Origin of the sequence: Nocardia sp. BMG51109 (genome assembly GCF_000526215.1) — a bacterium.
In the GTDB taxonomy this organism is placed as follows: domain Bacteria; phylum Actinomycetota; class Actinomycetes; order Mycobacteriales; family Mycobacteriaceae; genus Nocardia.
Map to the genome: position 1 here is coordinate 1,897,948 of NZ_JAFQ01000004.1, position 24,623 is coordinate 1,922,570.

At 69.4% G+C, this 24,623-nt stretch carries 19 protein-coding genes; 11 read left to right on the forward strand and 8 right to left on the reverse strand.

Annotated features, from left to right (window positions below; genetic code table 11):
- Positions 1-166 precede the first annotated feature (166 nt).
- Positions 167-1,030: an SDR family oxidoreductase gene (locus D892_RS0109950; RefSeq protein WP_024801096.1), complete on the forward strand. Its 864-nt coding sequence runs from the start codon at positions 167-169 to the stop codon at positions 1,028-1,030.
- 93 nt (positions 1,031-1,123) lie between these two features.
- Complete coding sequence (locus D892_RS0109955; RefSeq protein ID WP_024801097.1) at positions 1,124-1,765, forward strand: hypothetical protein; 642 nt, start codon at positions 1,124-1,126, stop codon at positions 1,763-1,765.
- A 79-nt stretch (positions 1,766-1,844) separates the two neighbouring features.
- On the opposite strand, the gene D892_RS46515 is transcribed toward D892_RS0109955, so the two are convergent.
- Together D892_RS46515 and D892_RS0109965 are read right to left on the reverse strand one after the other, a co-directional pair.
- Positions 1,845-2,006, reverse strand: coding sequence for a hypothetical protein (locus D892_RS46515; RefSeq protein WP_156959441.1), 162 nt, complete (start codon positions 2,004-2,006; stop codon positions 1,845-1,847).
- Positions 1,993-2,511, reverse strand: a complete 519-nt coding sequence (locus D892_RS0109965; protein ID WP_024801098.1) for a flavin reductase family protein — start codon at positions 2,509-2,511, stop codon at positions 1,993-1,995. Before D892_RS0109965 ends, D892_RS46515 begins: the two co-directional genes overlap by 14 nt.
- Before the next feature lie 223 nt (positions 2,512-2,734).
- Between D892_RS0109965 and D892_RS0109975 the strand changes: the two genes are divergently transcribed.
- Positions 2,735-3,325, forward strand: coding sequence for a hypothetical protein (locus tag D892_RS0109975; RefSeq protein WP_156959442.1), 591 nt, complete (start codon positions 2,735-2,737; stop codon positions 3,323-3,325).
- A gap of 164 nt (positions 3,326-3,489) precedes the next feature.
- On the opposite strand, the gene D892_RS0109980 is transcribed toward D892_RS0109975, so the two are convergent.
- From D892_RS0109980 to D892_RS0109995, 4 genes are read right to left on the reverse strand one after another with little or no spacing between them, the layout of a single operon-like run.
- Positions 3,490-5,481 carry an AMP-binding protein gene (locus D892_RS0109980; RefSeq protein ID WP_024801100.1) on the reverse strand — a complete coding sequence of 664 codons (1,992 nt, stop codon included), beginning with the start codon at positions 5,479-5,481 and terminating at the stop codon, positions 3,490-3,492.
- Positions 5,482-5,510: 29 nt separating this feature from the next.
- Positions 5,511-6,845 carry an NAD(P)/FAD-dependent oxidoreductase gene (locus D892_RS0109985; protein WP_063630019.1) on the reverse strand — a complete coding sequence of 445 codons (1,335 nt, stop codon included), beginning with the start codon at positions 6,843-6,845 and terminating at the stop codon, positions 5,511-5,513.
- A gap of 20 nt (positions 6,846-6,865) precedes the next feature.
- A complete protein-coding gene (locus tag D892_RS0109990) occupies positions 6,866-7,816 on the reverse strand; it encodes an AfsA-related hotdog domain-containing protein (RefSeq protein ID WP_024801102.1) in 951 nt (316 codons plus the stop codon).
- Positions 7,813-11,214 carry a type I polyketide synthase gene (locus D892_RS0109995; protein WP_024801103.1) on the reverse strand — a complete coding sequence of 1,134 codons (3,402 nt, stop codon included), beginning with the start codon at positions 11,212-11,214 and terminating at the stop codon, positions 7,813-7,815. Before D892_RS0109995 ends, D892_RS0109990 begins: the two co-directional genes overlap by 4 nt.
- 320 nt (positions 11,215-11,534) lie before the next feature.
- On the opposite strand from D892_RS0109995, the gene D892_RS0110000 reads away from it, so the two are divergent.
- Positions 11,535-13,127, forward strand: a complete 1,593-nt coding sequence (locus D892_RS0110000) for a long-chain-fatty-acid--CoA ligase (protein ID WP_024801104.1) — start codon at positions 11,535-11,537, stop codon at positions 13,125-13,127.
- 130 nt (positions 13,128-13,257) lie between these two features.
- Positions 13,258-14,076, forward strand: coding sequence for an AfsR/SARP family transcriptional regulator (locus D892_RS0110005; protein WP_198036869.1), 819 nt, complete (start codon positions 13,258-13,260; stop codon positions 14,074-14,076).
- On the opposite strand, the gene D892_RS0110010 is transcribed toward D892_RS0110005, so the two are convergent.
- The gene (locus D892_RS0110010) at positions 14,035-15,615 is read right to left on the reverse strand and encodes a succinic semialdehyde dehydrogenase (protein WP_024801106.1); all 1,581 of its coding nucleotides are present in this window, start codon (positions 15,613-15,615) and stop codon (positions 14,035-14,037) included. The genes D892_RS0110005 and D892_RS0110010 overlap by 42 nt on opposite strands.
- A gap of 229 nt (positions 15,616-15,844) precedes the next feature.
- On the opposite strand from D892_RS0110010, the gene D892_RS0110015 reads away from it, so the two are divergent.
- The gene (locus tag D892_RS0110015) at positions 15,845-16,681 is read left to right on the forward strand and encodes an SDR family oxidoreductase (protein ID WP_051499584.1); all 837 of its coding nucleotides are present in this window, start codon (positions 15,845-15,847) and stop codon (positions 16,679-16,681) included.
- Positions 16,682-16,792: 111 nt separating this feature from the next.
- Here the strand turns inward: D892_RS0110015 and D892_RS0110020 are convergent, their stop codons facing one another.
- Positions 16,793-19,432: an AAA family ATPase gene (locus D892_RS0110020; RefSeq protein WP_024801108.1), complete on the reverse strand. Its 2,640-nt coding sequence runs from the start codon at positions 19,430-19,432 to the stop codon at positions 16,793-16,795.
- Positions 19,433-19,567: 135 nt separating this feature from the next.
- Here D892_RS0110020 and D892_RS40810 point away from each other — a divergent pair, with 135 nt between their 5' ends.
- The 5 genes from D892_RS40810 to D892_RS0110045 all read left to right on the forward strand — a co-directional run bounded on the left by D892_RS40810 (position 19,568) and on the right by D892_RS0110045 (position 24,594).
- Positions 19,568-20,593: an AfsR/SARP family transcriptional regulator gene (locus tag D892_RS40810; RefSeq protein WP_156959444.1), complete on the forward strand. Its 1,026-nt coding sequence runs from the start codon at positions 19,568-19,570 to the stop codon at positions 20,591-20,593.
- 215 nt (positions 20,594-20,808) lie between these two features.
- Positions 20,809-21,615: an ABC transporter permease gene (locus D892_RS0110030; protein WP_232236046.1), complete on the forward strand. Its 807-nt coding sequence runs from the start codon at positions 20,809-20,811 to the stop codon at positions 21,613-21,615.
- On the forward strand, positions 21,588-22,430 hold the full coding sequence (locus D892_RS0110035; RefSeq protein WP_024801111.1) for an ABC transporter ATP-binding protein: 843 nt from the start codon (positions 21,588-21,590) through the stop codon (positions 22,428-22,430). The genes D892_RS0110030 and D892_RS0110035 overlap by 28 nt, the downstream gene beginning before the upstream one ends.
- Positions 22,427-23,428 carry an ABC transporter substrate-binding protein gene (locus tag D892_RS0110040; RefSeq protein WP_024801112.1) on the forward strand — a complete coding sequence of 334 codons (1,002 nt, stop codon included), beginning with the start codon at positions 22,427-22,429 and terminating at the stop codon, positions 23,426-23,428. Before D892_RS0110035 ends, D892_RS0110040 begins: the two co-directional genes overlap by 4 nt.
- A 14-nt stretch (positions 23,429-23,442) precedes the next feature.
- On the forward strand, positions 23,443-24,594 hold the full coding sequence (locus D892_RS0110045) for an LLM class flavin-dependent oxidoreductase (RefSeq protein WP_024801113.1): 1,152 nt from the start codon (positions 23,443-23,445) through the stop codon (positions 24,592-24,594).
- Positions 24,595-24,623: the final 29 nt, after the last annotated feature.

Genomic DNA, 24,623 nt, shown 5'->3' on the forward strand with positions numbered 1-24,623 from the left:
GCTATCCCCGGCAGCCCCGGAAGTCCGCACTCCCGATCACCGTGAATCCAACAGTTGGCACTCGTCCGCGGCCTGTGATGTCCGGCGCAACCCCCCTTATGTACACCAGTGTTCGCAATACCTTATTGTGAACACTATTGTTCTTCGATTGCTAGGAGATCCACCCATGAAGGACCTGACCGGCCGGAAATGCCTGATCACCGGCGCGGCCAGCGGCATCGGCCGGGCCACCGCCCTGGCCGCGGCGCGCAAGGGGGCGCACCTCGTCCTCACCGATATCGCCGAGGACGGCCTGAACGAAACGGTCCGGCTGGTAGAGACCGGCGGCGGGCACGTGTCGGTGGCGCAGGCACTCGACGTGTCGGACTACGAGGCGGTCGCGGCGTGGGCCGATCGGGTGCACGCCGAATACGGCGCGCTCGACGTCGTCATGAACATCGCCGGCATCGCCACCTGGGGCACCGTGGAGAATCTCGGCCATCGGCACTGGCGATCGGTCATCGATGTGAATCTGATGGGGCCGATCCACATCATCGAGAACTTTCTGCCCCCGATGGTGCGGGCCGGGCGCGGCGGGCATCTGGTCAACGTGTCCTCGGCCGCGGGGCTGTTCGGCCTGCCGTGGCATGCCGCCTACAGCGCCAGCAAGTTCGGAGTGCGCGGGATGTCGGAGGTGCTGCGGTTCGATCTGGAGCGGCACGGCATCGGCGTCAGCCTGGTGGTGCCGGGCGCGGTGCGCACGCCGCTGGTGAACACCGTGCAGATCGTGGGGGTGGACCGCGGCGACCCCCGGGTGCGGCGGCTGACCGGGCTGTTCGAGGGACATGCGGTGGCGCCGGAGCGGGCCGCCGACCGGATCATCGCGGGCATCGAGCACAACCGCTACCTGGTGCACACCTCGCTCGACATCCGCCTCGCCTACTGGTTCACCCGCAAGTTCGCGCTGCCCTACGAGATCGTCATGCGGATCGCGAACCGCCGGTTCAGCAAGTTGCTGGCGACCTCCGACACGCTGTCCGCCACGAGATAGCCTGAACCGATTACCGCAGTTTTGCTTGCGCGAGTGCGGTATTCATGGCTCAATCCGAGAGCACGTGGCAATCGTACCGAGCGGGGACCACCGATGATGGATCGGCATTCGCATCGCTGGACGCCGACCGGTGAGGCGGACATGGTGGAGTTGCACGACCTGGAGTCGGGTTACGCGGTGCGCATCGTGCGACCGGCCGAGGACGAGCTGCCCGGCGACCTGCTCGTCGACACCGAGGAGCTGGTGTTCCGGTGGGCGAACCTCGGCACCCACGCCCGGGCCGACAACGAGATCGGCGAGCTGGACACGATGCCGATCCTCTACGCCCTCAGCTGGCTCTGCGCGCTGTGGGCGGTGGTCTGCGAGGCCCGGCTGGGCAAGTCGGCCGGCAGCATCATCCGGGACCTGGACTATCGCGGCGGCTGGCGCCGGATCGAGACCGCCGAGGACGCCGACCTGTGGGACGGTCTCACGCAGCGGGTGCGCCTGGGCGCACTGGCCGCGCTGACCGAGGATCCGCGGGCGGTGGAGGCGTACTATCGGGCCCGCACGGATCCGCCGGACGTGGGCCCGACCCTGGTGCGGCACACGCTCGTTCACCTCGACGGCTTCAGCCAGGACATGCAGCGGCACGACCTGCAGGCGCAGGGACTGGCGGCGGCGATCTCGGCACATACCGATCCGCTGCCCGGGCCGCGCCGGCGACTGTGCTTCCGCCCGCCGTATCCCGCGTGAGATGCGCCCGTATTCCGCGAGCGATGCATCCCGAGATGTCTTGCCCCTCATCAGTATTCGAGACATCCCGGCATGCCGGCTACAGCGGCGCGGGCCCGAGCACCGCGCCGAGCCAGTCGAGGTTCACCCAGTCCCATCGCCGCCGCGGCGAATCGTCCACCGGCACGGACGATTCGCCGAGCAGGATGCGCACCGGCCGCGGCAGCGGAAAGGTGAGATCCCCCGGATCACCGTGCGCCATTGCGGGCCTCCTCCGGATGCAGGCGGCGAAAACGGCTGCCGTGGAAGACCAGTGGGTCGACCCCGGTCGGGGTGGCCAGGCGCCGCACCCGCAGGATGACCACGTGATGGTCGCCGGCGGGCACCTGGGTCTCGATCACGCCCTCGAGCCAGGCCGAGGCGCCGTCCACGAACACCGCGTGCTCGGCGCCGCGATGCAGTGCCAGATCGCGGAACCGGTCGCCGTCGCGGGAGCTCAGCGAGCGCGCGGCCGCGTGCTGATCGGTGCCCAGCAGGCTCAGGCCCAGATGGCTGGCCACCGCCAGGCGGGGCCACGTGTTCGAACTGTTCTGCACACAGAACGACACCAGCGGCGGATCCAGCGACACCGGAACGAACGTGCTGACCGCCAATCCGTACGGCGTGCCGTCGATCTCGGCGCACACCGCGACGACGCCGCTGGGGAAGGCCGCGAAGGCGCGGCGCAAACCGGCACCGTCGGCGGGGATTTCGTGCAGTTCAGCCATGATTCACCAGCTCGATCTCGGATACCTCGAACACCGCGCGCCGTTCGCCCGGCGTCGCGCGCGGCCTGCGCCTCGACGGGGCGCCGGGCACGGAAACCGGGCGCCCGGCGCACCTTCGACTAGACCATCGGCGCCGCCTCGGGCGCGAGGGTTTCGCTCGGCGCGATTGCATCGCTCGCCGGGCCGTACCGGATAGAATTGCCGGATCACGAAAGGGGGAGCAGTGATCTACCAGCAGCCCGACCCAGCCGGGCAGCCCTACCAGCCCTATCCCGGCGGGCACCCCTATCCCGGCGGCCCCGGGCAGCCCTGGGCACCACCGAGCAGGCCGCCCACTCCGCAGTCGGTGATGGTCGCGTTCTACCTCATGCTCGCCGGAGCCGTGCTGACCCTGCTCGGCACGACGGTCGGATTCACGCAGCTGACACAGATACGCGATCAGATCCGCGACGACGCCCCCGAACTCACCGACTCCCAGGCGAATATGGCCGTTGCCGTGGGGATCGGATCGGGCGTCGCGGTCGCCCTGGTGTCGGCCGCCCTGTGGACCTGGATGGCATTCGCCAGCCGGGCGGGGAAGAACTGGGCCAGAATCACCGGAACGGTGTTCTTCGCCGTCAACGCCGTGTTCTTCGTGATCGGACTCGTCGGCGCCGGGCTGCTCGGCACGGCGACCAGCGTCGTGAGCACGATCTTCAGCGTCCTCGTCCTGATCGTGGGCCTGGCCGCCGTCGTCTCCCTGTGGACAAAACACTCCGCTCCCTACTTCCGGCCGGTGCCGCCCGGCGGTTACCACCCGTACCCGGGTGGCTAGCCGCGTCGCGGCCATACCCCGTACTCATCCACCTCCAGCGTCGCCGGACAACGGAAACCGTTGTGTCCCAGCGCCTTCCTGCATCACAGGACCCAGCGGGACGAGCGGCGCGAGCCACACCAGCCGGGGCACGATCCGACGCAGGATCGGCCCGGCCCCACTCCTCATGCGCAGTCCCGGGCCGATTCGCCGGCGCGGCGAGCGATCGCGGCGGCCAGGTGCCCGGCGATCCCCTCGATCGTGGGATGGTCCCACATGATCAGCGTCGGCACCGGGAACCGTAGCCACGCGGCGAGATCGGTGGCGACCTCGACGGCGTCGGCGGAGTTCATCCCGAACTCGGCGAACGGGGCCCGCACGTCGATCTCCTCGAGGGGCAGGCCGAACCGTTCGGCCACCCGGCGCTTCAGCCAGCTCTCGATCACCTCCGCGCTCAGATCGGCGGTCGGTGGTTCAGCCGGCCACCACTGGTGCTGAACCTCGAAAGCTCCGGACTGCAACATCTTTAGCGTTTCGGAACGCCTGATCTTGCCGCTCGACGTCTTCGGGATCTGGCCGGCCGTGATCAGCACGACGGCATGCACGCCGACGGCATGTTCGGTGGATATCGCCCGGCGGACGGCCGCGGCGGCGCCCTCGAGGTCGTCGCCGGCGTCCGGGCGCACCTCCTGCACGATCACGATGCGGTCGCCCTCGTTCTCCTCCTCCGAACTGATATCCACGGCCGCAACGCATCCCGGCCGCAGCGCCGGGTGGCTTTCCTCCGCGCTGCGCTCGATGTCCTGCGGATAGGTGTTCTGCCCGCGGATCACGATGACGTCCTTGCGGCGTCCGGTGACGAAAAGCTCTCCGTCATAGGTGAATCCGAGATCGCCCGTGCGCAGGAACGGCCCGTTGCCGTCGGCCGTGCAGGCGTCGAAGGCTTCGGCGGTCTCCAGAAGCCTTCCCCAGTAACCGATTCCGACGCTGTCGCCCGCCACCCAGATCTCGCCGACCCGGCCGGGACCGCATTCGGCGCCGGTGTCCGGGTCGACCAGCACGACGAGCTGCCCGTCGACGGCGCGCCCCGCGCTGACCAGCGTCGTCCCGAGGCCCTGCTCGCTCGCAGGCACCCCGCGGCCCTGTCCGAGCGCCGCCGAATCGAACCGCTCGACGCGCGGCGCGTCGGACACCGAACCGGTCGTCAGGACCAGGCCCTCGGCGAGTCCGTAGAGGTTCAGATGGGTGGAACTGCGGAAGCCGGCCACCGCGAAGGTTTTGTCGAAGCGGTCCAGGGTGGCGGCGCGCACCGGCTCGGCGGCGTTGATCGCGACCTGCCAGCAGCTCAGATCGAGATCCTGCACCTCCCGCCGACCGGTACGGCGTGCGCACAGATCGTAGGCGAAGTTGGGGCCCGCCGTGGCCCGCACCCGATACCGCGAGATCGCCTGGACCCACCGGGCCGGCCGGCGCAGGAAGTCCAGCGGCGTCATCATGATGATCGGGTTCCGCCCGTACACCGGTTGCAGCAGGCCGAAGAACAGTCCGAGGTCGTGGTACTGCGGCAGCCAGCTCAGCACCCGCGCACCCGGCTCGACGAGCCGCGCGAACACCGAACCGCAGTGCAGCAGGTTGCCGTGGGTGACCACCACGCCCTTGGGTGCGGAGGTCGAGCCGGACGTGTATTGCAGGAAGGCCGGGCTGTCACGGGTGACCGCGGGCTGGTGCCAGTCGGCGGCGCGCCCGTCGGGCACCTGTGACGTGACGATCCACGACAGCGTCGCCAGGGCGGGTTCCACCCCGACGAAGGCGTCGATGCGGGCGTACACGTCCGGGTCGGTGAGCGCCACCTCGATCCCGGCGTCCGGAATGATGGTGTGCAGCTGGGAAACCGAGCGATTGAGCTCGGGCGGATAGGCGGGCACCGCGATGGCGCCCGCGTACAGGCACGCGAAAAACGCCACCACATAGTCGATTCCGGCCGGATAGACCAGCAGCACGCGCTCCCCGGCCAGGACGCGGGCCTGTAGCTCACCCGCGATGGCGCGGGCGCGCAGGTCCAGCTGCGCCCAGGTCAGGGTCAGCTCCTCGGACTCACCGTCGGTCAGAAAGGTGTACAGCACGTCGTCGCCGCGTTCGTCCGCACCCGCCCGCACCAGATCGATATAAGAAGTCATTGATTCAACACTCCGAGATCGGCGCCGGCTCATCCGCGGCGCAGTAACCGTTTCGCCGCTTCCTGGCCGGACCGGAAACAGGCCTCGAGCGGCGCTCCCTTGACGTAGTCACCGGCGAGTTCGACGCCCGGCACGCCGGACAGTTCCGTGCGCACCTTGGACAGGAAATCGCCGTAGAACGGCAGGTAGGCGCAGTAGGCGGCATCCCAGATCCGGGTCACCGTATGTACCCTGACCAGCTCACCCTCGATGCCGAGCAGGCCCTTGATCAGTGTCTCGGCCTCGTCGACCCAGGCGCCGAGCTCGTCCGGGGTCGGCATCGGGCGCGCGGCTCGCCCGCTGAAGGTGTAGCGCACGATGTTCAGGTCGTTCACGCCGTAGACGCCGGCATTGCTGCACCGCCCGCCGTCGAGCGCGATCGCGCGCACCACCGTGCCGAAGACCGGGCGATCGTATTCGATCACCGCGACCGCGGCCGGAAAGTACCGCACCTCGGCCAGCAGCTCGCTCAGCGCGGGCATCTCGGACTTCACGATGTCGGCCGCGGCGTAGGCCGGCGTGGCCACCACGACCCCGTCGTAGGGCAGTTGCTCGGGCCCCTTGCCGTTGCCCGCGATCCGCACCCCGCTCACCTTCCCGTCCTGCACGACGAGCGATTCCACAGGTGAGTCCGTCCGCACCGCAACGTGTTTCGAGAACTCGTCGAGCGCGGGCTGAACGCCGTGGGTCAGCTGGTCGAAGGTGCTGGCCAGGCTCAGATTCACGTTGAAGTTGCCGAGGTACATCTCGTCCGGCTCGGCGCCGTTGAGCCGCACCGTCAGCGGCCGGAACATGTTGTTCGCCAGTGCCGAACCGAAATACGAGGTGAGCGGGCGGTGGTCGCGTCGGGCCCCGATCCGCGAGAACGTCGCACCGCCGAGGAACCGGTTGCTGTCGTCGCGCTTGATCCGCAACATCAGGATGCCCAGCTTCAGCAGGTCCAGCGGCGAACCGAGCCGGAGGATCTTGCGGACCAGATCCAATCGGCTGTTCTTACTGTCGAAGGTGATCAGCTTGCCGTCGATCAGCCGGGACGTGTTGACGCCGAAGTACTCGAAGTCGTCCCCGGCGCCCATGGCGGTGAGGAAGGCGCGCAACTCGGTGTAGGTGCGGCTGATGTTCTTGCCGCCCATCATGACCGGGCGGTCACCGAGGTGGTCGACCCCGAATCGCCCGCCCAGCACCGGGTTTCGCTCGAAGAGTTCCACCTTGTGCCCGGCCCGCTGCAGCTCGTGGGCCGCGGCGATGCCGGCGACACCGCCGCCGACCACGGCGTATTTCCTGGTCTTGTCGAGTCTCGTCACATTGTTCGTCGAGGTGGTCATGTCGTCGCTCCTGGTCGTTGTCACGCGCCGGCCGGATACGGCGCTAGTTCGATGCGGCACCCCGCGATGCGGGCGCCGAACTGATGGACGCCGAGTGCGACTCGGGCGCCGTCGGTGTCGGGGTCTGCCTCGGGCTCGGCGGTGAGCTCGACGGGCGCACCGAGTTCGGCGAACCCGGAGAAGGTGGCTTCGCAGCCGAGCACGGCGGCGACGGGCGAGGCGAGGAACCCGGCGCGGGCCGCGGCCACGACCGCCGCCTGCCGGTATCCCTCGATCAGCAACGGACCGGGCACGTGGTCGTAGGCGTGGTCGAAGAACGACGGATGCCGCTGATCGATCACCAGCGAGAACCCCCGTTCGGTCGTGCCGACGACGACGTTGCGCGGATCTCGGCGCCCGACCTGCTCGGGAGCCACCCGCTGCACCGGCTCGGCGGGCGCGTCCACGCCGGGCCGATTGTCCTGCTGCAGTGCGCGAATCTCCCGGTAGGTGTCAGCGGGGAACTGAATACCGCTGCCCCGCAACGTCATCGCCTGCGAACCGGCGATGGTGAGCTGCGCCTCGAAGAACGTTCCCGCGGCGTCGCCGAAGGAGTCGAACATCCCGGCGTGCGCCCGGACGATGCCCTCCAGCGGTGCGTTACCCGTGTCGCGGAAGACACTGAGATCCTCGACCTCGAAATCCAGCTGCTGCAGGCTGGCCGGGGTGTTCTGCGGAACGTTCAGATACCGGTGGCCCACCACGATCATCGCCTGGCGGATCGCCTCCACCGTCGACAGCGGGTCGTGATAGTCCACCAGCCGGTCGAAATACAGCGAGTGCGCGCGCGGGATCTGGATCGCGGCCAGAAAGCCCTCCGATCCGTCCGTCGAGGTGTCGGCGACGAACACCTCGCCCAGCGCGCGGCGGTGCGCCAGCGAACACGGCACCGTGCGTTCGAAACTCAACATCGTCTCGGTGGCCTGACTCATGGCGAAACCTCTTCCAGCACGGGTTCTTCGACTCCGGTGAGCAACCGCGCCGCGTCGCGCACCGTCGGATGGGTGATCAGGCTCTCCAGCGAGATCGACGTCCCGGCAACCTGATTCAGCCTGCTGCGCAGCTCCAACATGGACAGCGAGGTCAGGCCGGCCTCGAACAGGTTCGCCTCGCCGGCGATCTCGCCGTCCAGCTCGAGCAGGATCTCCGCGAGCTGGGACCGCACCACGCCGGCGGCGAATTCGAGCCGTTCGGATTCGGGCAGCGCGGCCAGGTCGTCCCGGAACCGTTGTCCGGGATCGACGTCCGGGGCGCCGTCGGGCCGCTGCTCGACGGCCGGGAGGGCGGCGGTGGTCCCGGACCAGTAGCGCCGATGCTGGAAGGCGTAGGTCGGCAGGTCCACCACCCGCGCCCCGCGCCCCGCGTACATCGCCGCCCAGTCCACGGTGGCGCCGGTGGTCCAGGCGGTGGCCACGGCGCGCAACAGGCTGCGCACCTCCGGTTGTCCGCGACGCAGTGCGGCGGCCACGGAATGCCCACCGTCGGTGAGGCATTCGTGGGTCATCCCGGCGAGCGCCTCGCCCGGCCCGGCCTCCAGGAACAGGGTCGCTCCGGCGTCGGCCAGCGTGTGCACGCCGTCGCGGAACAGCACGGCGTGGCGGGCCTGGGCGACCCAGTAGTCCGGGCTGCACAACTGCTCGGTGGTCGCGAATTCGCCGGTGACGTTGGATACCACCGGGATCGCGGACGACCGCGGCCCGGCCGCGGCGACCACTCGCCGATACTCGTCGAGCATGCCGTCCAGATGTGGGGAGTGAAAAGCCCGCTCCACCCGCAGCCGCTTGGTACGCCGCCCGCGCGCCCGCCAGTATTTTCCGATCGCGGTCACCGCCTCCTCGTCACCGGAGACGACCGTCGCGTTCGGGCCGTTGCTGGCCGCGATCGCCACTGTCGATTCCTGCCCGACGATCGATTCGGCGACCTCGACGTCGGAGGCCCGCACCGACAGCATGGCGCCGGGGCGCAGCCGCTGCATCAGCCGCCCGCGCGCGGCCACCACCGCGGCGGCATCCGCCGTCGGGAACACCCCGCCCGCGTGGGCGGCCGCGAGTTCGCCGATCGAGTGCCCGAGCAGGTAATCCGGTACCACTCCCCAGGACCGGAGCAGATGCAGCAGCGCGACCTCGACGGTGAACAACGCGGGCTGGGTGTAGTCGGTGCGATCCAGCAGGCCGGTGTCGTCGGTATCGAAGATCACCGCGCGCAGCGGGTGGTCCAGATGCCGGTCGAATTCGCCGCACAGCTCGTCGAAGACCCGGGCGAACTCCGGATACGCCTCGTACAGTTGCCTTCCCATGCCCGCGGCCTGACTGCCCTGGCCGGGCAGCAGGATCGCGACCTTCGGCGCCGAGCCGGCCCGTCCCGTCACCGCGCCGGACGCGCCGGCGCCCTGCGCCAGCGCCGCGAGCCCGTCGGCCAGTTCCGTGCGATCCGCGACGACGAGCGCGGCGCGGCGGTCGAATCCGGTCCGGGTCGTGGCCGCGGACAGCGCGATGCTCGCGACGTCCGGCGCGTCGTCGGCCACGCAGGCCGCACGCAACCGCTCCGCCTGACCCCGCAGCGCACCGTCGGTCCGCGCGGACAGCACACACACCGACAACGCACCCTCGACCGAGTCACCGTCGGCGGCAACGGGTTCGGCCCATGCGGGATCGTACTCGAGAATCACGTGCGCATTCGTGCCGCTGATGCCGAACGAGGAGATCCCGGCCCGCCGGGGCCGGTCGCGCTCGGGCCACGGCCGCGACTCGGTCACCAGGCGGATGTGCCCCGCCGACCAGTCCACGTGCGGCGAGGGCGTGTCGACGTGCAGCGTGGGCGGCATCGCCGCGTGCCGCATGGCGAGGATCATCTTGATCAGGCCCGCGGCGCCGGCCGCCGACTGCGTGTGCCCGATATTGGATTTGATCGACCCGAGCAGCAACGGCTGCTCGGCCGGTCGCTGCCCGTAGGTCGCCAGCAGTGCCTGCGCCTCGATCGGATCGCCGAGTACCGTGCCCGTTCCGTGGCCCTCCACGGCATCCACATCCGACGCCGACAATCCGGCGTTCGCCAGCGCCTGCCGGATGACGCGCTGCTGGGACAGGCCGTTCGGCGCCGTCAGCCCGTTCGACGCGCCGTCCTGGTTGGTCGCCGAGCCGCGGACCACGGCCGCGACGGGATGGCCGTTGCGCCTGGCGTCCGAAAGCCGTTCCAGCACCAGAACTCCCGCGCCCTCCGACCACGAGGTGCCGTCCGCCGCGGCGGCATAGGACTTGCAGCGCGCGTCGTACGCCAAACCCCGCTGCGCCGAGAAGAATACGTAGCCCAGCGGCGACATCGTCACGGACACACCGCCCGTCAGCGCCAGCGAGCATTCGCCCGACCGCAGCGACTGCGCGGCGTGATGCAGCGCCACCAGCGATGACGAGCACGCGGTATCGACGGTCACCGCCGGGCCCTGCAAGCCGAGGAAGTAGGCGATCCGGCCGGAGGCCACCGCGGGCATGTTCCCGGTCAGCAGATAGCTTTCGGCGCCCGCCAGGTCCGGGCCCGCGGCCAGCAGCGAGCGATAGCCCATATCGCTGAGTCCGAGAAATACGCCGGTCTCCGTGCCCCGCAGCGCAGCGGGATCGATCCGGGCCCGCTCGAAGGCCTCCCAGGCGAGTTCGAGCAGCATGCGCTGCTGCGGATCCGTCGCCAGCGCCTCCCGGGCCGAGATCCCGAAGAACCCGGCATCGAATTCCGCCGCGCCGTCGAGGAATCCGCCCTCTCGGACATACGACTTGCCCGGCACGCCCGGCTCCGGATCGTAGAGATCGTCGAGGGGCCAGCCCCGATCCGCCGGGAACCCCGTGATGGCATCGCGTCCCTCGGCGACCAGCCGCCACAGGTCGTCGGGGGTGGCGACGCCGCCCGGGAAGCGGCAGGCCATCCCGACGATCGCGATCGGATCGTCCGCCGCCGCGGCCGGGTGCGCCGCGGCCGACGACGCCGCCTCGGCCTCCGCACCGGCCGGCTCGCTCAGATGCGCGGCCAGCGCCTCGATGGTGGGGTGGTCGAAGATCACCGCGGCCGGCAGGGCGATCCCGGTCTCGGCCGCCACCCGGTCGCGTAATTCGACGGCGGTCCGGGAATCCAGCCCCAGATCGACGAAACCCGCTGTGACATCGATGTTTTCGGGGGCGAAGTCGCCGAGAACCGCATCCACCTGACGCCGGATCATCTCCATCAGCAGCCGTTGCCGCTCGCTCAAGTATCGGTGTTGCAACAGGTCGAGGGCGCGGCTCGCGGAATCAGGTGCGTCGGCCCCGGCATGCTCGTCCGCACCGGACAGTTCTGCATGCGACATTTTGCCATCCTCGTATCGTTCGAAATCCGTAACGGCACCGTTCGGCGCGCCCCCGCATATCTGGTGTGCGATGAAATCCTATGGGCGTGTCGCACCGCACCACCCATCGACCGGTAATCGTCCGGCCACAAGGAAAAATCAACCGTCCGACCAGGTCAACCGGTGGGTGCGCGATTACCGGCCGATTACCCGCCGACCGCTAGACTTGCGCGGTCAAGAATCGAAGACACGTATCCGAATGTACGGATGTTTACCCTGGTTCGCTGATTAAAAACGTCGACGCCGACGAATTCGTCGCGAGCCGGAGATCAGAGGTTGTTATGATTTCTCCGAAAGCAGCCGAATCCGTTGAAATTCCCGTCGATTTCGCCGGACTCTGCCGGCAACATGCCGAATCTCGCCCCGACGATATCGCCCTCGTCTGCGGCGACCGTTCGATCGGTTACGCCGCGCTGCAACAGTCGTCCGCCCGGGCCGCGAACGCGCTACTAGCGGCCGGCCTGGGCGCCGGCGACCGGATCGCCTACATCGGCCGGGACTCCGAGCACCTCTACGAGTTGCTGATCGCCGCCGCCGAGACCGCGACGGTGCTGATCCCGGTCAATCGGCTGCTCACCGCCGACGAACTCGCCCACATCCTGCTCGATTCCGGCTGCCGTCTGCTGTTCGTCGATGCCGCGACCGAATCGGTGGTGGTGCAGGCGCAGGAGCGGGCCGGCACCCGAATCGACGTGGTGCACACCGATATTCCCGGCCGTCCGGGTGGCGGCTTCACCGACTGGCTCGACGGCCACCCCACCACCGATCCGAATATCGCTGTCGGACCGGACGATCCGCTCATCCAGATGTACACCAGCGGCACGACCGGCCTGGCGAAGGGCGTGATGATCGGCCAGCGCAGCATCTACGCGGCCCGCGAGAGCCTGCTCGCACCCGAGGTGGACTGGTTCGACGTCCGCGACGACGACCGGCTCCTGGTCGCCATCCCGAGCTTCCACATCGCCGGCCTGGCCTGGGTGGTGCAGGGCCTGTTCGCCGGGGTGCCCGTGGTCCTGCTGCCGGAGTTCACGCCGGGCGCGGCCGTGGATCTCGTAGTCGCCCAGCGCATCACCGTCATGGTGGCGGTGCCGGTGATGTTCGCGCTGATGCTCGGCGAACCGGCGGCGACCGGCGAGGCGTTCACCCGGCTCCGTCTGGCGGCCTACGGCGGCTCCCCGATCCCCGAAACCCTGCTCGCCGAGTGCATGAAACGGTTCGACTGCGGATTCGTCCAGTTCTACGGCATGACCGAGACCGGCTGTTCGATCACCTATCTGCCGCCGGCCGACCACACCCCCGGCAACCCGCGGCTGCGCTCGGCCGGTTACCCCTGCCCCGGATTCGACATCACCGTCGTCGACACCGCGGGAGATCCGTTGCCGCCGGGCGAGATCGGCGAGATCCTGGTGCGCAGCCCGGCGACGATGCTCGGCTACTGGAACAAGCCGGAGGTCACGGCGCACACCCTCGTCGACGGCTGGCTGCACACCGGCGACGCCGGCTGGCTGGACCCCGACGGATATCTGTTCCTGTGCGACCGCATCAAGGACATGATCATCGTCGGCGGCGAGAACGTGTACCCGGCGGAGGTGGAGAACGCCATCACCGCTCATCCCGCGGTGCGCGAGGCCGCCGTCATCGGCGTGCCCGACGAGCGCTGGGGCGAGGTGGTGCACGCCTTCGTGGCCGTGCACGCCGGGGCCGAGGTCACCGGCCGCGAGCTGGCCGCGTTCCTGCGCGACCGGATCGCGCCGTTCAAGCTGCCCCGCAAGTTCGACTTCGTCGACTACATCCCGCGCAATACCACCGGAAAGATCCTGCACCGGGAGCTGCGGGACAGGTTCTGGGCCGGACGGGAGAGGGCCATCAACTGACGACATGTCCTTGGTGAGGACAGTTTCCGGATCGTGTGCGTTGACCATTCGATGTCGGTATGAGGCCGCCTCGAAGCCACGTCCCTGTAACCCGAGTACAGCCATATCTCACGGCTGCGCAAGGCGAGAGGTGACGGTAGTGGAGTTCCGTGTTCTAGGTGAATTGGATGTCGTCGAAGACGGTGCGCAGATCCAGCTGGGTGGAGTCACCCGGCGCGCCGTCCTCGGCTACCTCCTACTGCACAACAACCAGGTGGTGCCCGCGAGTCAGCTGCGCGAGGCGCTGTGGAGCGGCGATTACCCGCCGACGGCCCGCAAGATCGTGCAGAACGCGGTGTCGGGGATTCGCCGCGTCCTCGCCGAGCACGAGCGGCCGGCGCAGACCACGCTGCTCACCCAGCCCCCGGGCTATCTGCTGCGGGTCGACCCGGATGCGGTCGATCTGATGCTGTTTCGCCGGCTGGTCCGGATCGCCGCCGACGAACTGGCCTCCGGCGCGGCCGAACACGCGCGCGTCCGATTCCGCCAGGCCCTCGGGCTCTGGCGCGGCCGCCCGCTGGCCGACCTGGCCGAGAACGGCATCCTGTGGAGCGAGCTGACCGCCATCGAGGACGAGCGGCTCAACGCCTACGAGAACTGTTTCGACGCCGAACTGGCCAGCGGGCGGCATCGGGAGATCACCCCCGAACTGGAGATCCTGACGGTGGCGGTGCCGACCCGCGAAACCTTCTGCAAGCAATACATGTTGGCGCTGTATCGATCCGGCCGGCAGGCCGACGCCCTCAAGGCGTTCCAGCGCACCCGCGGCGCCCTGGTCGAGCACCTGGGCATCGAGCCCGGCCTCGAGCTGCAGCGGCTGTACCAGATGATCCTGCGGCAGGATCCCGGGCTCGAGTTCCTTTCTCCCTCACAGCCTTCGGGTCCGTGGCGGCACATCGCGGCCGGGTAGCAGGCCGACCAGCCCGGCCAGCTGAATCATCAACCGCTGCCACTGGCCGTCGGTGAGGAACGGCGGGGTGTCCAGGTTCTTGAACCTGGTCGTCGCCACCGCCTGCGGTTCGGTGTACTTGAGCAGCCCCTCGACTCCGTTGCGGCGGCCGAGCCCGGAATCGCGCATGCCGCCCATCGGGGCGCCCATGCTGCCGAAGGCCGGCACATAGCCCTCGTCGACGTTCACCGTCCCGGTGCGCAGCCGCCGCGCGATCTGCCTGCCGCGTGCCTTGCTGCCGGCCCAGACGCTGGCATTCAGCCCGTACTCGGAATCGTTGGCCCGCGCGACGGCCTCGTCGACGGTATCGACCGGGTAGATGGCGACGAGCGGCCCGAAGGTCTCCTGCCGCGCGCACTCCATCTCGTCGGTGACGCCGGTGAGCACCGTCGGCTCGTAGAACAACGGCCCGAGATCCGGTCGCGGGTTGCCGCCGGTAAGGACCTTCGCGCCCTTGGATTTCGCATCCGCGACGTGCTTGGCCACCCGCTCGAGCTGGTCGGCGGAGATCATGCTGCCCATCGCCACCGTGAAGTCGTAGGCTCCGCCGACCGTCATCGACTCGGTCGCGGCGACGAACTTCTCGGTGAACTCCTGCGCCACAGCCGCTTCGACGTAGATCCGCTCCATCGACAGGCACAGCTGGCCGGCATTGCCGAAGCACGCCCGCAACGCGGCCCGGGCGACGGTGTCCAGGTCGGCGCCGGCCGCGACGATCATCGGGTTCTTGCCACCGAGTTCGGCGGAGAAGCCGATCAGCCTGCGGGCGCACTGCTCGGCCAGCAGGCGGCCCGTCGCCGTGGACCCGGTGAACATCAAATAGTCGCAGTTGCCGGCGATTTCGGCGCCGACGACGGTGCCCTCGCCGGGCACCACCGCCAGCACGTCGCGCGGCAGGCCGGCGCGGTAGAGCAGTTCGGCGTTGGCCAGCAGCGAGAACGGCGTCCGGGAGTCGGGCTTGATCACGGCGGCGTTGCCCGCGAGCAGCGCCGGTACCGCGTCCCCGATGGACAGGATCATCGGGTAGTTCCACGGGGAGATGAACCCGACCACCCCCTTGGGCTGGTGGTACACCACGGTGTGGACGAGTATCGGGAACAGTCCCGGGACCCGGTAGGGCCGCAGCAGCCCGGACGCGACCCGCGCGTAGTACTGCGTGGCCAGCGCGAGACCGAGCACCTCCTCGTTCGCGGCCGCGCGCGACTTACCGGTCTCGGCCTGCAGCAGGTCCATCAGGAAGTCCCGGTTGTCCAGGATCAGCGTGCGGTACCGTTCGAAGACGGCGGCGCGCTCGCGCGGGCTCGTCTCGGCCCACCGGCCCTGTGCGGCACGGGCTTCGGCGAACGCCGCGGTGACGTCCTCGGCGTCGCCCATCGGGATCTCGGCGAGCGGATCCCCGGTGAACACCTCGTCGATGCGCCGTTGCGGCCGGCCGGCCGGGTCGCCGAGGGCGGCCAGGTCGCGTAGCCGGTCGAGGGTCTGACGTTGCGGGACAGGCATCGCCGCACTCCTGCCGTCGAGCGATGGGATATCGATAACATACTCGTAATTCCCTGTACACCAACATCTTTCGGAAACCGTCCGGTAACCGCCGGGGAACTCGCGCGGGCGCCGGGGAGCCGGGCCGCCGTTACCGGACGATTCCCGCGCGGTGACCGAAAAACCTCGCGCAGCGGTACTTTCGACGTAAACAAACGGTTCGGTAGGGAGTGCGGTGCGGATATTGCCGGTGCGACACGAGGTATCCGATACGGACGGATGGGCCGTGGTCACCGGTGCGTCCTCGGGAATAGGCGCGGCGCTGAGTTCTCAGCTCGCCGCCCGCGGCTTCCCGACCGTTCTCGTGGCCCGCCGAGCGGATCGGCTGGACGCGCTGGCGACCAGCATCCGCAACCGGTTCGGCACGAAGGTCGAGACCATTGCCTGCGACCTCGCCGACCACGTGCACCGCGAGGCGCTGTGCGACGATCTGGCCCGGCGACGGGTGGCGGTGCTGTGCAACAACGCGGGCCTGGCCGTCTGCGGCGACGTGGCGGACAGCGACCCGCGGGCGCAGCGCTCGCTCGTGCAGGTCAATGTGGTTGCCGCACAGGCGCTCACCTTGGCCGTGCTGCCCGCGATGATCGCCCGGCGGAGCGGCTCGATCCTGATGACCGGCTCCATCGCCGGCGTTCAGCCGGTACCCACCGCCGCCGCGTACGCGGCCAGCAAGGCGTTCGTGAACAATTTCGCCGAGGCGCTGCACGTGGAGCTGCAGGGTACGGGGGTCACCTGCACGCTGCTGTCGCCGGGACCGGTGCGCACCGAGTTCTATCAGGTCGGCGGCGTCACGCCGGAGCGGGAGGACTCCTACTCCGCGATGTCCGCCGACCTGGTCGCCCGGGCGGGGCTGGAGGGGCTGTTCGCGGGCCGGCCGACGGTCGTCCCCGGCCGCACGGCCAAGCTCCAGGCGTGGGGTGGCCGGAGCATCCCGCGCCCCTTGCTGTTTCCCGCGCTGCGCCACCTCTTCCTGCCCTGGCTCCGCGCCGGCCTGGCCGAGTCCGTCACCGATACGCGGCCGAAATGAGCGCTGCCGCAGCGGTTCATGGAGCCCAATGGCGGCCTACGCGGGTCCCTCCGGTGGTTACGCAGGCTTCCTCCTCCGGTCCCGTCGCTCCGCCCGCAGTCCAGTAGCGGCCTACGGCCGCTTCCGGCGTGGTCCGCCGTTTCGGCGCGGTCGTTTGGCGGCTTCGGCCCGGACCTCACCGATCCGGTCGGCGGGCACGAAATCCATGATGTCCATCCGGGAGGTGATCATCAGCTTCTGCAGGATCGCGGCCATCTGCGCGTCGACGGTCTTGGCGGAACTGCCCCGGCGAGCCGCGATCGCGGTATTCGTCCACCCGGCCGCCGCCAGCAACGCCACCTGCCGCTCGGCGCCGGACAGCTCGTCCCAGAGCGATGTGGCGTTCGCCCGCGCGCGGGTGTGGTCCGCCGACAGCCGGTCCGCGGGCAGCGTGCCCAGCGCCAGGCGGTGAACCTCGCCCAGCTGCGGCCGCAGTAGGGCGCCCTGCTGCGCGGCATCGGCGTATGCCCCGGCGCCCAGGACATTGCGGGCGACCTCGACCGCCCTGTTCGTCTCCTCGGCCACGGGCCCCAGCCCCCCGGTGTCGGCGCCCAGCTCCGTCAACTCTCGCCCGCTACCTCCCGCGAGCCTGGCGATCTCGGTGGCCAGCGCTCTCAGCCGAGCCCGGTCGGGATGTCCGGCCACCTGCGCATCGGTGATGAGCTTCGCCAATGTCCAGGTCCGGACGCTCACCGCCGCTACCGCGCCCCACAGGTCCCGCGCGGCGACCAACTGCGCCAGAGCGGTGCGGCCGAGTTCCAGCGCCGCGGTGGGCTCGCCGTGCTTGGTCAGGGCGATCGCCCGCACCATCTCGGCCCACGCCTTCGCCCAGCCGGCGCGTGCGTCGGCGGTGTGATCGAGGTGGCGCCGGGTGATCTCGAGGGCCTGCTGCCGCGGTGCCAGCAAGCTCGCCGCCCATGCCTCGAACCGCTCGATCCGCGCCTCGCCGCCGCGATTGCCGACGGCACCGAGCTTTTCGCGACCGCGGCCCAGGACGGTCACCGACCTCGGATCGTGGTGAACCATCATCAGTTCCACCCCCCACAGGAATTCGACCGGAGCGGGGAGGCCGAGATCGGTGTCGGGGGTGCGCCGCCAGTTCCTTGCGGTCTCCGGGTCGTCCAGGCAAGAGGTGGCGCAGTCCTCGAGTATCCGTTCGGTGTCGTCGGTCCTGCCCTGCAGCAACGCGAGCCACCCGAGCGAGGCCATGGCCTCGATCTGCAGATCGGTCAGCCGCGTGGACCGCAACCGGGTCGCCTGCAGCGTGTTCTCGATCCACCCGCAGACTTCGCGCAGCGAACGATCTCGGAGCGAACGCCGGAAGATCTGCAGACCTATTATGCCCATGGCGATTTCCAGCCCGAGTTCGACCTCGCCCGAGGAAAGACTCGACTCGATCGCGGTGGCGATGTTGTCGCCCGCCGCGCGCACCCAGACGATCAGTTCCCGCTCGGCGGGACCGAACCATTCGCGTTGTGCCCGAACGATTTCGTCCCGGTAGTAGCGGCGGTGGCGCCGGGCGAACCGTTCCGATTCGTCCACCTCGTCGGTGGACCGTTCACACAGCCGCTGATGGGCGAACACGCGAATGCTCTCCAGCAGGGAATACCGCACCGCAGTCGGCGTGATGTGCACGGTCACCAGCGACTGATCGACCAGCCGCCCCAGCGCGCCCTCGATCTCGCCCCGGGCCAGGCGCACGGCCGGGACACCCTGCGCCGCACGGTGTTCGTCGCGTCCGGGGGCCGGATCGTCGTCGGCGCAGACCATCTCGATGGCGTCCAGGTCCGCGCCCACATCCAGCCCGGAGGCCGTGTCGTCCTCGGTATTGGTGTCGTAGCCGGCGGCGAACACCGACATCCGGTCCAGCAGCAGCTTTTCGGTGTCCCGGCACAGATCGTAGGACCAGGCGATGGCGTCCCGGACGCCCCGATGCCGCGGCTCCGAACCGACCCGGGGCCCGTGCGACCAGCGCATCCGCTTATCGGTCGGCTCGCCGCTGAGCTCGGCGAGGATCATCGCCGGCGGCTGGCGCACCAGCCGCGCCGCCGCCAACCGGACATACAGCGGATTGTCGTGCACATGGTGGCAGATCTGGCCGACGATCTCCTCCTGTTCGGCACCGGTGACCGGGTGCCCGGTCAATTCGGCGCGCTGCCGGAACAGCAGCACGGCCTGCGGCCGCGTCAACGGGGGAACCTGCACCAGATGTTCGTCGGCCCACCCCACCGCCGCCCGGCTGGTCGCCAGGATGGTCAGCGTCGGCACCGCGTCCAGCAGCTCCGCGATCAAACGCCCGGCGCCGGCGACGACATGCTCGCAGTTGTCCATCACCAGGACGGTCCGCAGATTGCGCTCCGCCGCGTCGGTCCTGGTCAACGTACCGACCAGGCTGTCCCAAGCCGACCGCCCGGAGAAATCGGCCTCGGCCACCGAGCGGGCCGCCTCCTCCTCGACCGCGAGCGCGTCGGAACCCTTGGGCAGCCGGGCCAACCGCGTCCAGTACACCGGAGTGCCTCCGGCCTTGCGGAATCGGCGCAGGGTCTCTGCCGCGAGCCGGGTCTTGCCGATCCCGCCCGGGCCTGTCAACGTGATCAACCGGGCCGGACCGAGCAGCAACAGACTGATCTTGTCCTGCTCCGATTCACGGCCGACGAACCGATCCGTGGCCGCTACGACATCTCTTGCCCGTCCTCGGCGCGCCGCCGACATACCAACAAAGCCTAGCCGCAGAACGTACCTCCGACCATTGTCCGAGGTACGCCTCCCTAGGTAACACATAGGTTGAACTACCGATGCGCGGATCTCGTTGTACGCCAAGAATTACCAGTGTCGGGCAATGTGGCCGTGACGAAGAAGGATCTGGAGTACGACCTCGGTCCGCGGGGTGCCACGGAGGCTGTGGGGGCTCGTGTGGCAGGTCGGCTCACCGTTCACAACGATGCGACCGACAGATCCGCGTTCGTCGGCGGAGTGGTCACCGTTCCGTCGGCGGGCGCCCGGCACCGATACCTCGGTGCCGAGGTCGCCACCGAGGGAGGAAAATTGGTCGGCCGTCTGCATTTTCACGTTCTCGGCGCGCTGGAGGTTACGGGCCCGCGCACGGTGCCGATCACCAGCCATCGGGACAGGATCGTCCTGGCCATGCTGCTGTTGCGGCCCAATCGGATCGTCTCCGTCGACCGCCTGGTCGACGGGGTCTGGAGCGATTCGCCGCCGTCCACGGCACGGCGCCAGATTCAGTCGTGCGTCGTGCGGTTGCGCAGAATCCTGCGCCCCGTCTCCGACCACGAGATCATCGTCACCGCCTATCCCGGATATCTGCTCCGGCCCGGTGTGCACACCTCGGATCATTGGGAATTCGTCTCGCGCATAGGAGATCTCACCGCCGCCGCCGAGTCCGGGCCGGTGGATTGGTCCGCCCTCGCCGACGATATTCGCGGCGCATTGTCGTTGTGGCGCGGCCCGGCGCTGGAGGGAATAAATTCACCGGCCGTCGAAGCGGAGGCCGCCCGGCTGGAGGAAATGCGCCTGGCCGCCGTGGAGTGGCTGATGGATGTCGAGCTGACGGCCGGGCGCGACCACGAACTCATCGGCGAACTCATCCCGCTCATCGGCAGTCATCAATTCCGGGAGAGATTCTGCGAACAGTTGATGGTCGCCCAATATCGTGCCGGCCGACGCGTCGACGCGCTCGCGACATACCGGGAAGCCCGCACGCTGTTACTGGCGGAAATCGGCTCCGAACCCGGAGCGAATCTGCGCCGACTGCACGATGCCGTGCTGTGTGACGATCCGGCGCGGGTGCGCCTGGAGGCCACGTCACCGGGCCGGCGCAGCCGCTATCCGCGCGAATCGAGCTATGCCTGGTAGGGCGTCCGCCTGGTAAGGCGCCCGACCGGCACCCGACCGGTAAGGCGTCCGACCGGCACCCGCCTGGAAAGGCGCCCGACCGGCACTGTCAGGTGTAAGAACCAGGCAGATTTCAACCGGTGACATCCGCCTCCACCTCGGGCACTGTGGCACCTCGGGCTGCCGACCGCTCGGCACCGCCGACACAGTCCGCCACCACTGCACGAGGTTTCACGTTGTCTTCACTTGCCCTGCGGTCGACACCCGTCCGGCTGCCCCGACTGCCGTCCGGGCGCTGGGTGCGGCTGGTCGTTCCGGTGCTGATCGTCGTGCTCTGGCAGGTCGCCAGTGCCACCGGCGTGCTGCCGGAACGGCTGCTGGCCGCGCCGACGACGGTGGTGGACACGGCGATCGAGTTGTTCCGGGACGGTACGCTGCCGCACGCCATCGCGGTGTCGCTGCAACGCGCGGCGATCGGCTTCGGGGTGGGCGCGGCGATCGGCATCGTCCTGGCGGTGCTCGCCGGGCTCAGCCTGTTCGGGGAGTACGTCGTCGATCCGCCCATGCAGATGCTGCGGACGCTGCCGTTCTACGGGCTCATCCCGCTGCTCATCCTGTGGTTCGGCATCGGCGAACTGCCGAAGATCGTGCTGGTGGCCTTCGGCGTCGCGATTCCGCTGTACCTCAACACCTTTGCCGGAATCCGCGGGGTGGACGGCAAGCTCGCGGAGGTGGCCCGGGTGCAGCAGCTGTCGCGGCTCGCGACCATCGGGCACATCGTGCTGCCCGGCGCGCTGCCGCAGGCCCTGGTCGGGCTGCGGCAGTCGCTCGGGGTGGCCTGGCTCGCACTGATCGTCGCCGAACAGGTGAATGCCGATGCCGGACTGGGCTTCCTGATCAACGATGCCCGCGAATTCCTGCGCACGGATGTGATCGTCGTCGGGCTGCTGGTCTACAGCCTGCTCGGCCTGATCACCGATGCCGTTGTCCGGCTGATCGAAAGGAAGGCGCTGGTATGGCGACGCGGGTTCTTGGCGAGCTGAGCACCGACACCACCGAGACAGACACCACCGACACCGGCACCACCGAGACCGAAGCCGTCGACGAACGGGAACGGTCCGCCGACCGCGATCCGGTGGCCCGAATTCGCAAGCTGACCAAGGCTTTCGGCCCCCGCACGGTGCTCGACGGCATCGATCTGGACATCGGCCGCGGCGAATTCGTCGCCCTGCTCGGTCGCAGCGGCTCCGGCAAGTCGACGCTGCTGCGCGCGCTGGCCGGACTGGATCGCGACCACGGCGGCGAGCTCACCGTGTCCGGCGATGTCGCCGTCGCCTTCCAGGAGCCGCGGCTGGTGCCGTGGAAACGCGTGCACGCCAACATCACCCTGGGCCTGCGGCACAGCGACCCCGGAACCGCCGCGCGCGACGCGCTGGCCGAGGTCGGGCTCACCGAGCGCGCGGACGCCTGGCCGCTCACCCTGTCCGGCGGTGAGTCGCAGCGCGCCTCGCTGGCCCGCGCGCTGGTGCGCGATCCGGATCTGCTGCTGCTCGACGAGCCGTTCAGCGCCCTGGATGCGCTGACCCGCATCACCATTCACGGGCTGGTGCTGCAACTGTGGGCGCGGCATCGGCCGGGCGTGCTGCTGGTCACCCACGATGTGGACGAGGCGCTGCTGCTCGCCGACCGCGCGCTGGTCCTCGCCGACGGCCGGATCGCCGACGACATCACCATCGACCTCCCCCGGCCGCGCCGCCGCGAGGACTCCCGATTCGCCGCGCTGCGCCGGGACCTGCTCACCGAACTCGGTGTCGGCTCGCTCGACGGCGGCACAGCAGAGACCGAAGGAACCGCATGATCAACCGCCGCCTGTTCGCCGCCCTCGCCCTCACGGCGCTGGTCGCCACCGCCTGTGGCACCGACGACGCCGAGGACACGGCGGTCCGGCCCGACGGCACCGTGGACCTGTCGCAGGTGACGCTGCGCCTCGGCGACCAGAAGGGCACCGGGCTGCAGGCCCTGCTGGAATCCGCCGGCGAGCTGCGGGACGTGCCGTACAAGATCGAATGGTCGCAGTACACCGCGGGTCCGCCGATGCTGGAGGCGATCAACTCCGGCTCGGTCGACTTCGGCGGCGTCGGCAATTCGCCGCCGGTGTTCGCCGCCGCGGCCAAGTCCGAGATCAAGATCGTCGGTGGATATCGGGCGGGCACCGCCGGGCAGGCGATCCTGGTGCCGAAGGACTCCCCACTGCGTGCCCCGACCGACCTGAAGGGCAAGCGGATCGCGGTCACCAAGGGCAGCTCCGCGCACCACCACCTGCTGACGGTGCTGAGCAAGAACGGACTGTCGTTCGACGACATCGAGGCCCAGTACCTGCAACCCGCCGACGCGCTCGCGGCGCTGAGCACCGGCCGCGTCGACGCGTGGGCGATCTGGGATCCCTACACCGCCCAGGGCGAGGCGCAGACCGGGGCCCGAATCCTGGTGGACGGCAACGGGTATATCAACGGCGACGCGTTCTTCGTCGCGGGATCCGAGGCGCTGGAAAGCAAGTCGCGGACGGCGGCGATCCGGGATCTGCTCGGCCGCGCCCAGCGCGCGCACGCCTGGGCCGATCAGCACCCGGAGCAGTGGGCACAGACCTGGGGACAGCTGACCGGACTGCCCACCGACGTGACGCTCGTGGCCGCGAAACGCGATCCCTACCAGGACCATCCGCTCGACCCCGCGACCATCGACGCCGAACAGCAGGTCGCCGACGCCTTCGCCGACGCGGGACTGATTCCGAAGAAGGTGAACATCCCGGACTTCGTCGATACCCGCTTCAACGACCTCTTCCCCACGGCCTCCTGAAGGGAGCACCCCGAATGTCCCTGTCCTTCCATTGGTTTCTGCCCACCTACGGCGACTCGCGCAACCTCGTCGCCGGCGGTCACGGCACCTCGATGTCGGGCGACCGCCCGGCCTCGCTGCGCTACCTGAACCAGATCGCGGGCGCCGCGGAGGAGAACGGCTTCGAGGGCGTGCTCACCCCGACCGGACTGTGGTGCGAGGACGCCTGGTTGAGCACGGCCATGCTGGTCGAAACCACCGAGACGCTGAAGTTCCTGGTGGCGTTCCGGCCCGGCCTGGTCAGCCCGACGCTGGCCGCGCAGATGGCGGGCACCTTCCAGCGGCATTCGCGCGGCCGGCTGCTGCTGAACGTGGTCACCGGCGGTGAACCGCACGAGCAGCGCGCCTTCGGCGATTTCCTGGACAAGGAGGAGCGCTACGAGCGCACCGGGGAATTCCTGCACGTGGTGCGCTCGCTGTGGGATTCGCGCGAGCCGATCTCTTTCGAGGGCAAGCACATTCACGTGCAGGACGCGCTGCTCGACAACCAGCCCGACCCGGTCCCGCCGATCTTCTTCGGCGGCTCCTCACAGGCGGCCGGGCCGGTGGCGGCCAAGTACGCCGACACCTACCTCACCTGGGGCGAACCGCTTTTCGCGGTGAGCAAGAAGCTGGAGTGGATTCGCCGGTTGGCGGTCGACCAGGGCCGCCGGCTGCGCTACGGCCTGCGCATCCACGTCATCTCCCGGGACACCTCCGAACGGGCCTGGGCCGAGGCGGACCGACTGCTGGAGTCGATCGACCCCGCGGATATCGAACGCGTGCAAGCGAATCTGGCGCAGAGCGAGTCCGAGGGCCAGCGCCGGATGCTGGAGCTGCACGGCGGCTCCAGCGAGCGCCTGGAGATCGCCCCCAACCTGTGGGCGGGCGTCGGCCTGGTCCGCGGCGGCGCCGGCACCGCCCTGGTGGGCTCGCACGAGGAGGTCGCCGAGCGCCTGATCGAGTACTCCCGCCTGGGCATCGACCAGTTCATCCTCTCCGGCTACCCCCACGTCGAGGAGGCATACTGGTTCGGCGAGGGCGTCCTCCCCATCCTCCAGCGCCGCGGCCTCTGGAACCCCCCGTCCCACCGCGAAACCCGCACCGTAGCAACCCCTTTCGCCACCGCCCAGGCCAGCAGCAGCTAGCCGTGCCGCGGCGGCCCGCAACCCCGCGC

Excerpts from the sequence above, each read along its gene's own strand:
- D892_RS0109990 (WP_024801102.1), bottom strand. The coding sequence starts at position 7,816 with ATGAGTCAGGCCACCGAGACGATGTTGAGTTTCGAACGCACGGTGCCG.
- D892_RS0110010 (WP_024801106.1), bottom strand. The coding sequence starts at position 15,615 with ATGCCTGTCCCGCAACGTCAGACCCTCGACCGGCTACGCGACCTGGCC.
- D892_RS46515 (WP_156959441.1), bottom strand. The coding sequence starts at position 2,006 with ATGGCGCACGGTGATCCGGGGGATCTCACCTTTCCGCTGCCGCGGCCG.
- D892_RS0109980 (WP_024801100.1), bottom strand. The coding sequence starts at position 5,481 with ATGACTTCTTATATCGATCTGGTGCGGGCGGGTGCGGACGAACGCGGC.
- D892_RS0110035 (WP_024801111.1), top strand. The coding sequence starts at position 21,588 with ATGGCGACGCGGGTTCTTGGCGAGCTGAGCACCGACACCACCGAGACA.
- D892_RS0109965 (WP_024801098.1), bottom strand. The coding sequence starts at position 2,511 with ATGGCTGAACTGCACGAAATCCCCGCCGACGGTGCCGGTTTGCGCCGC.
- D892_RS0110040 (WP_024801112.1), top strand. The coding sequence starts at position 22,427 with ATGATCAACCGCCGCCTGTTCGCCGCCCTCGCCCTCACGGCGCTGGTC.
- D892_RS0110045 (WP_024801113.1), top strand. The coding sequence starts at position 23,443 with ATGTCCCTGTCCTTCCATTGGTTTCTGCCCACCTACGGCGACTCGCGC.
- D892_RS0110000 (WP_024801104.1), top strand. The coding sequence starts at position 11,535 with ATGATTTCTCCGAAAGCAGCCGAATCCGTTGAAATTCCCGTCGATTTC.
- D892_RS0109950 (WP_024801096.1), top strand. The coding sequence starts at position 167 with ATGAAGGACCTGACCGGCCGGAAATGCCTGATCACCGGCGCGGCCAGC.
- D892_RS0109955 (WP_024801097.1), top strand. The coding sequence starts at position 1,124 with ATGATGGATCGGCATTCGCATCGCTGGACGCCGACCGGTGAGGCGGAC.
- D892_RS0109995 (WP_024801103.1), bottom strand. The coding sequence starts at position 11,214 with ATGTCGCATGCAGAACTGTCCGGTGCGGACGAGCATGCCGGGGCCGAC.
- D892_RS0110020 (WP_024801108.1), bottom strand. The coding sequence starts at position 19,432 with ATGTCGGCGGCGCGCCGAGGACGGGCAAGAGATGTCGTAGCGGCCACG.
- D892_RS0109985 (WP_063630019.1), bottom strand. The coding sequence starts at position 6,845 with ATGACCACCTCGACGAACAATGTGACGAGACTCGACAAGACCAGGAAA.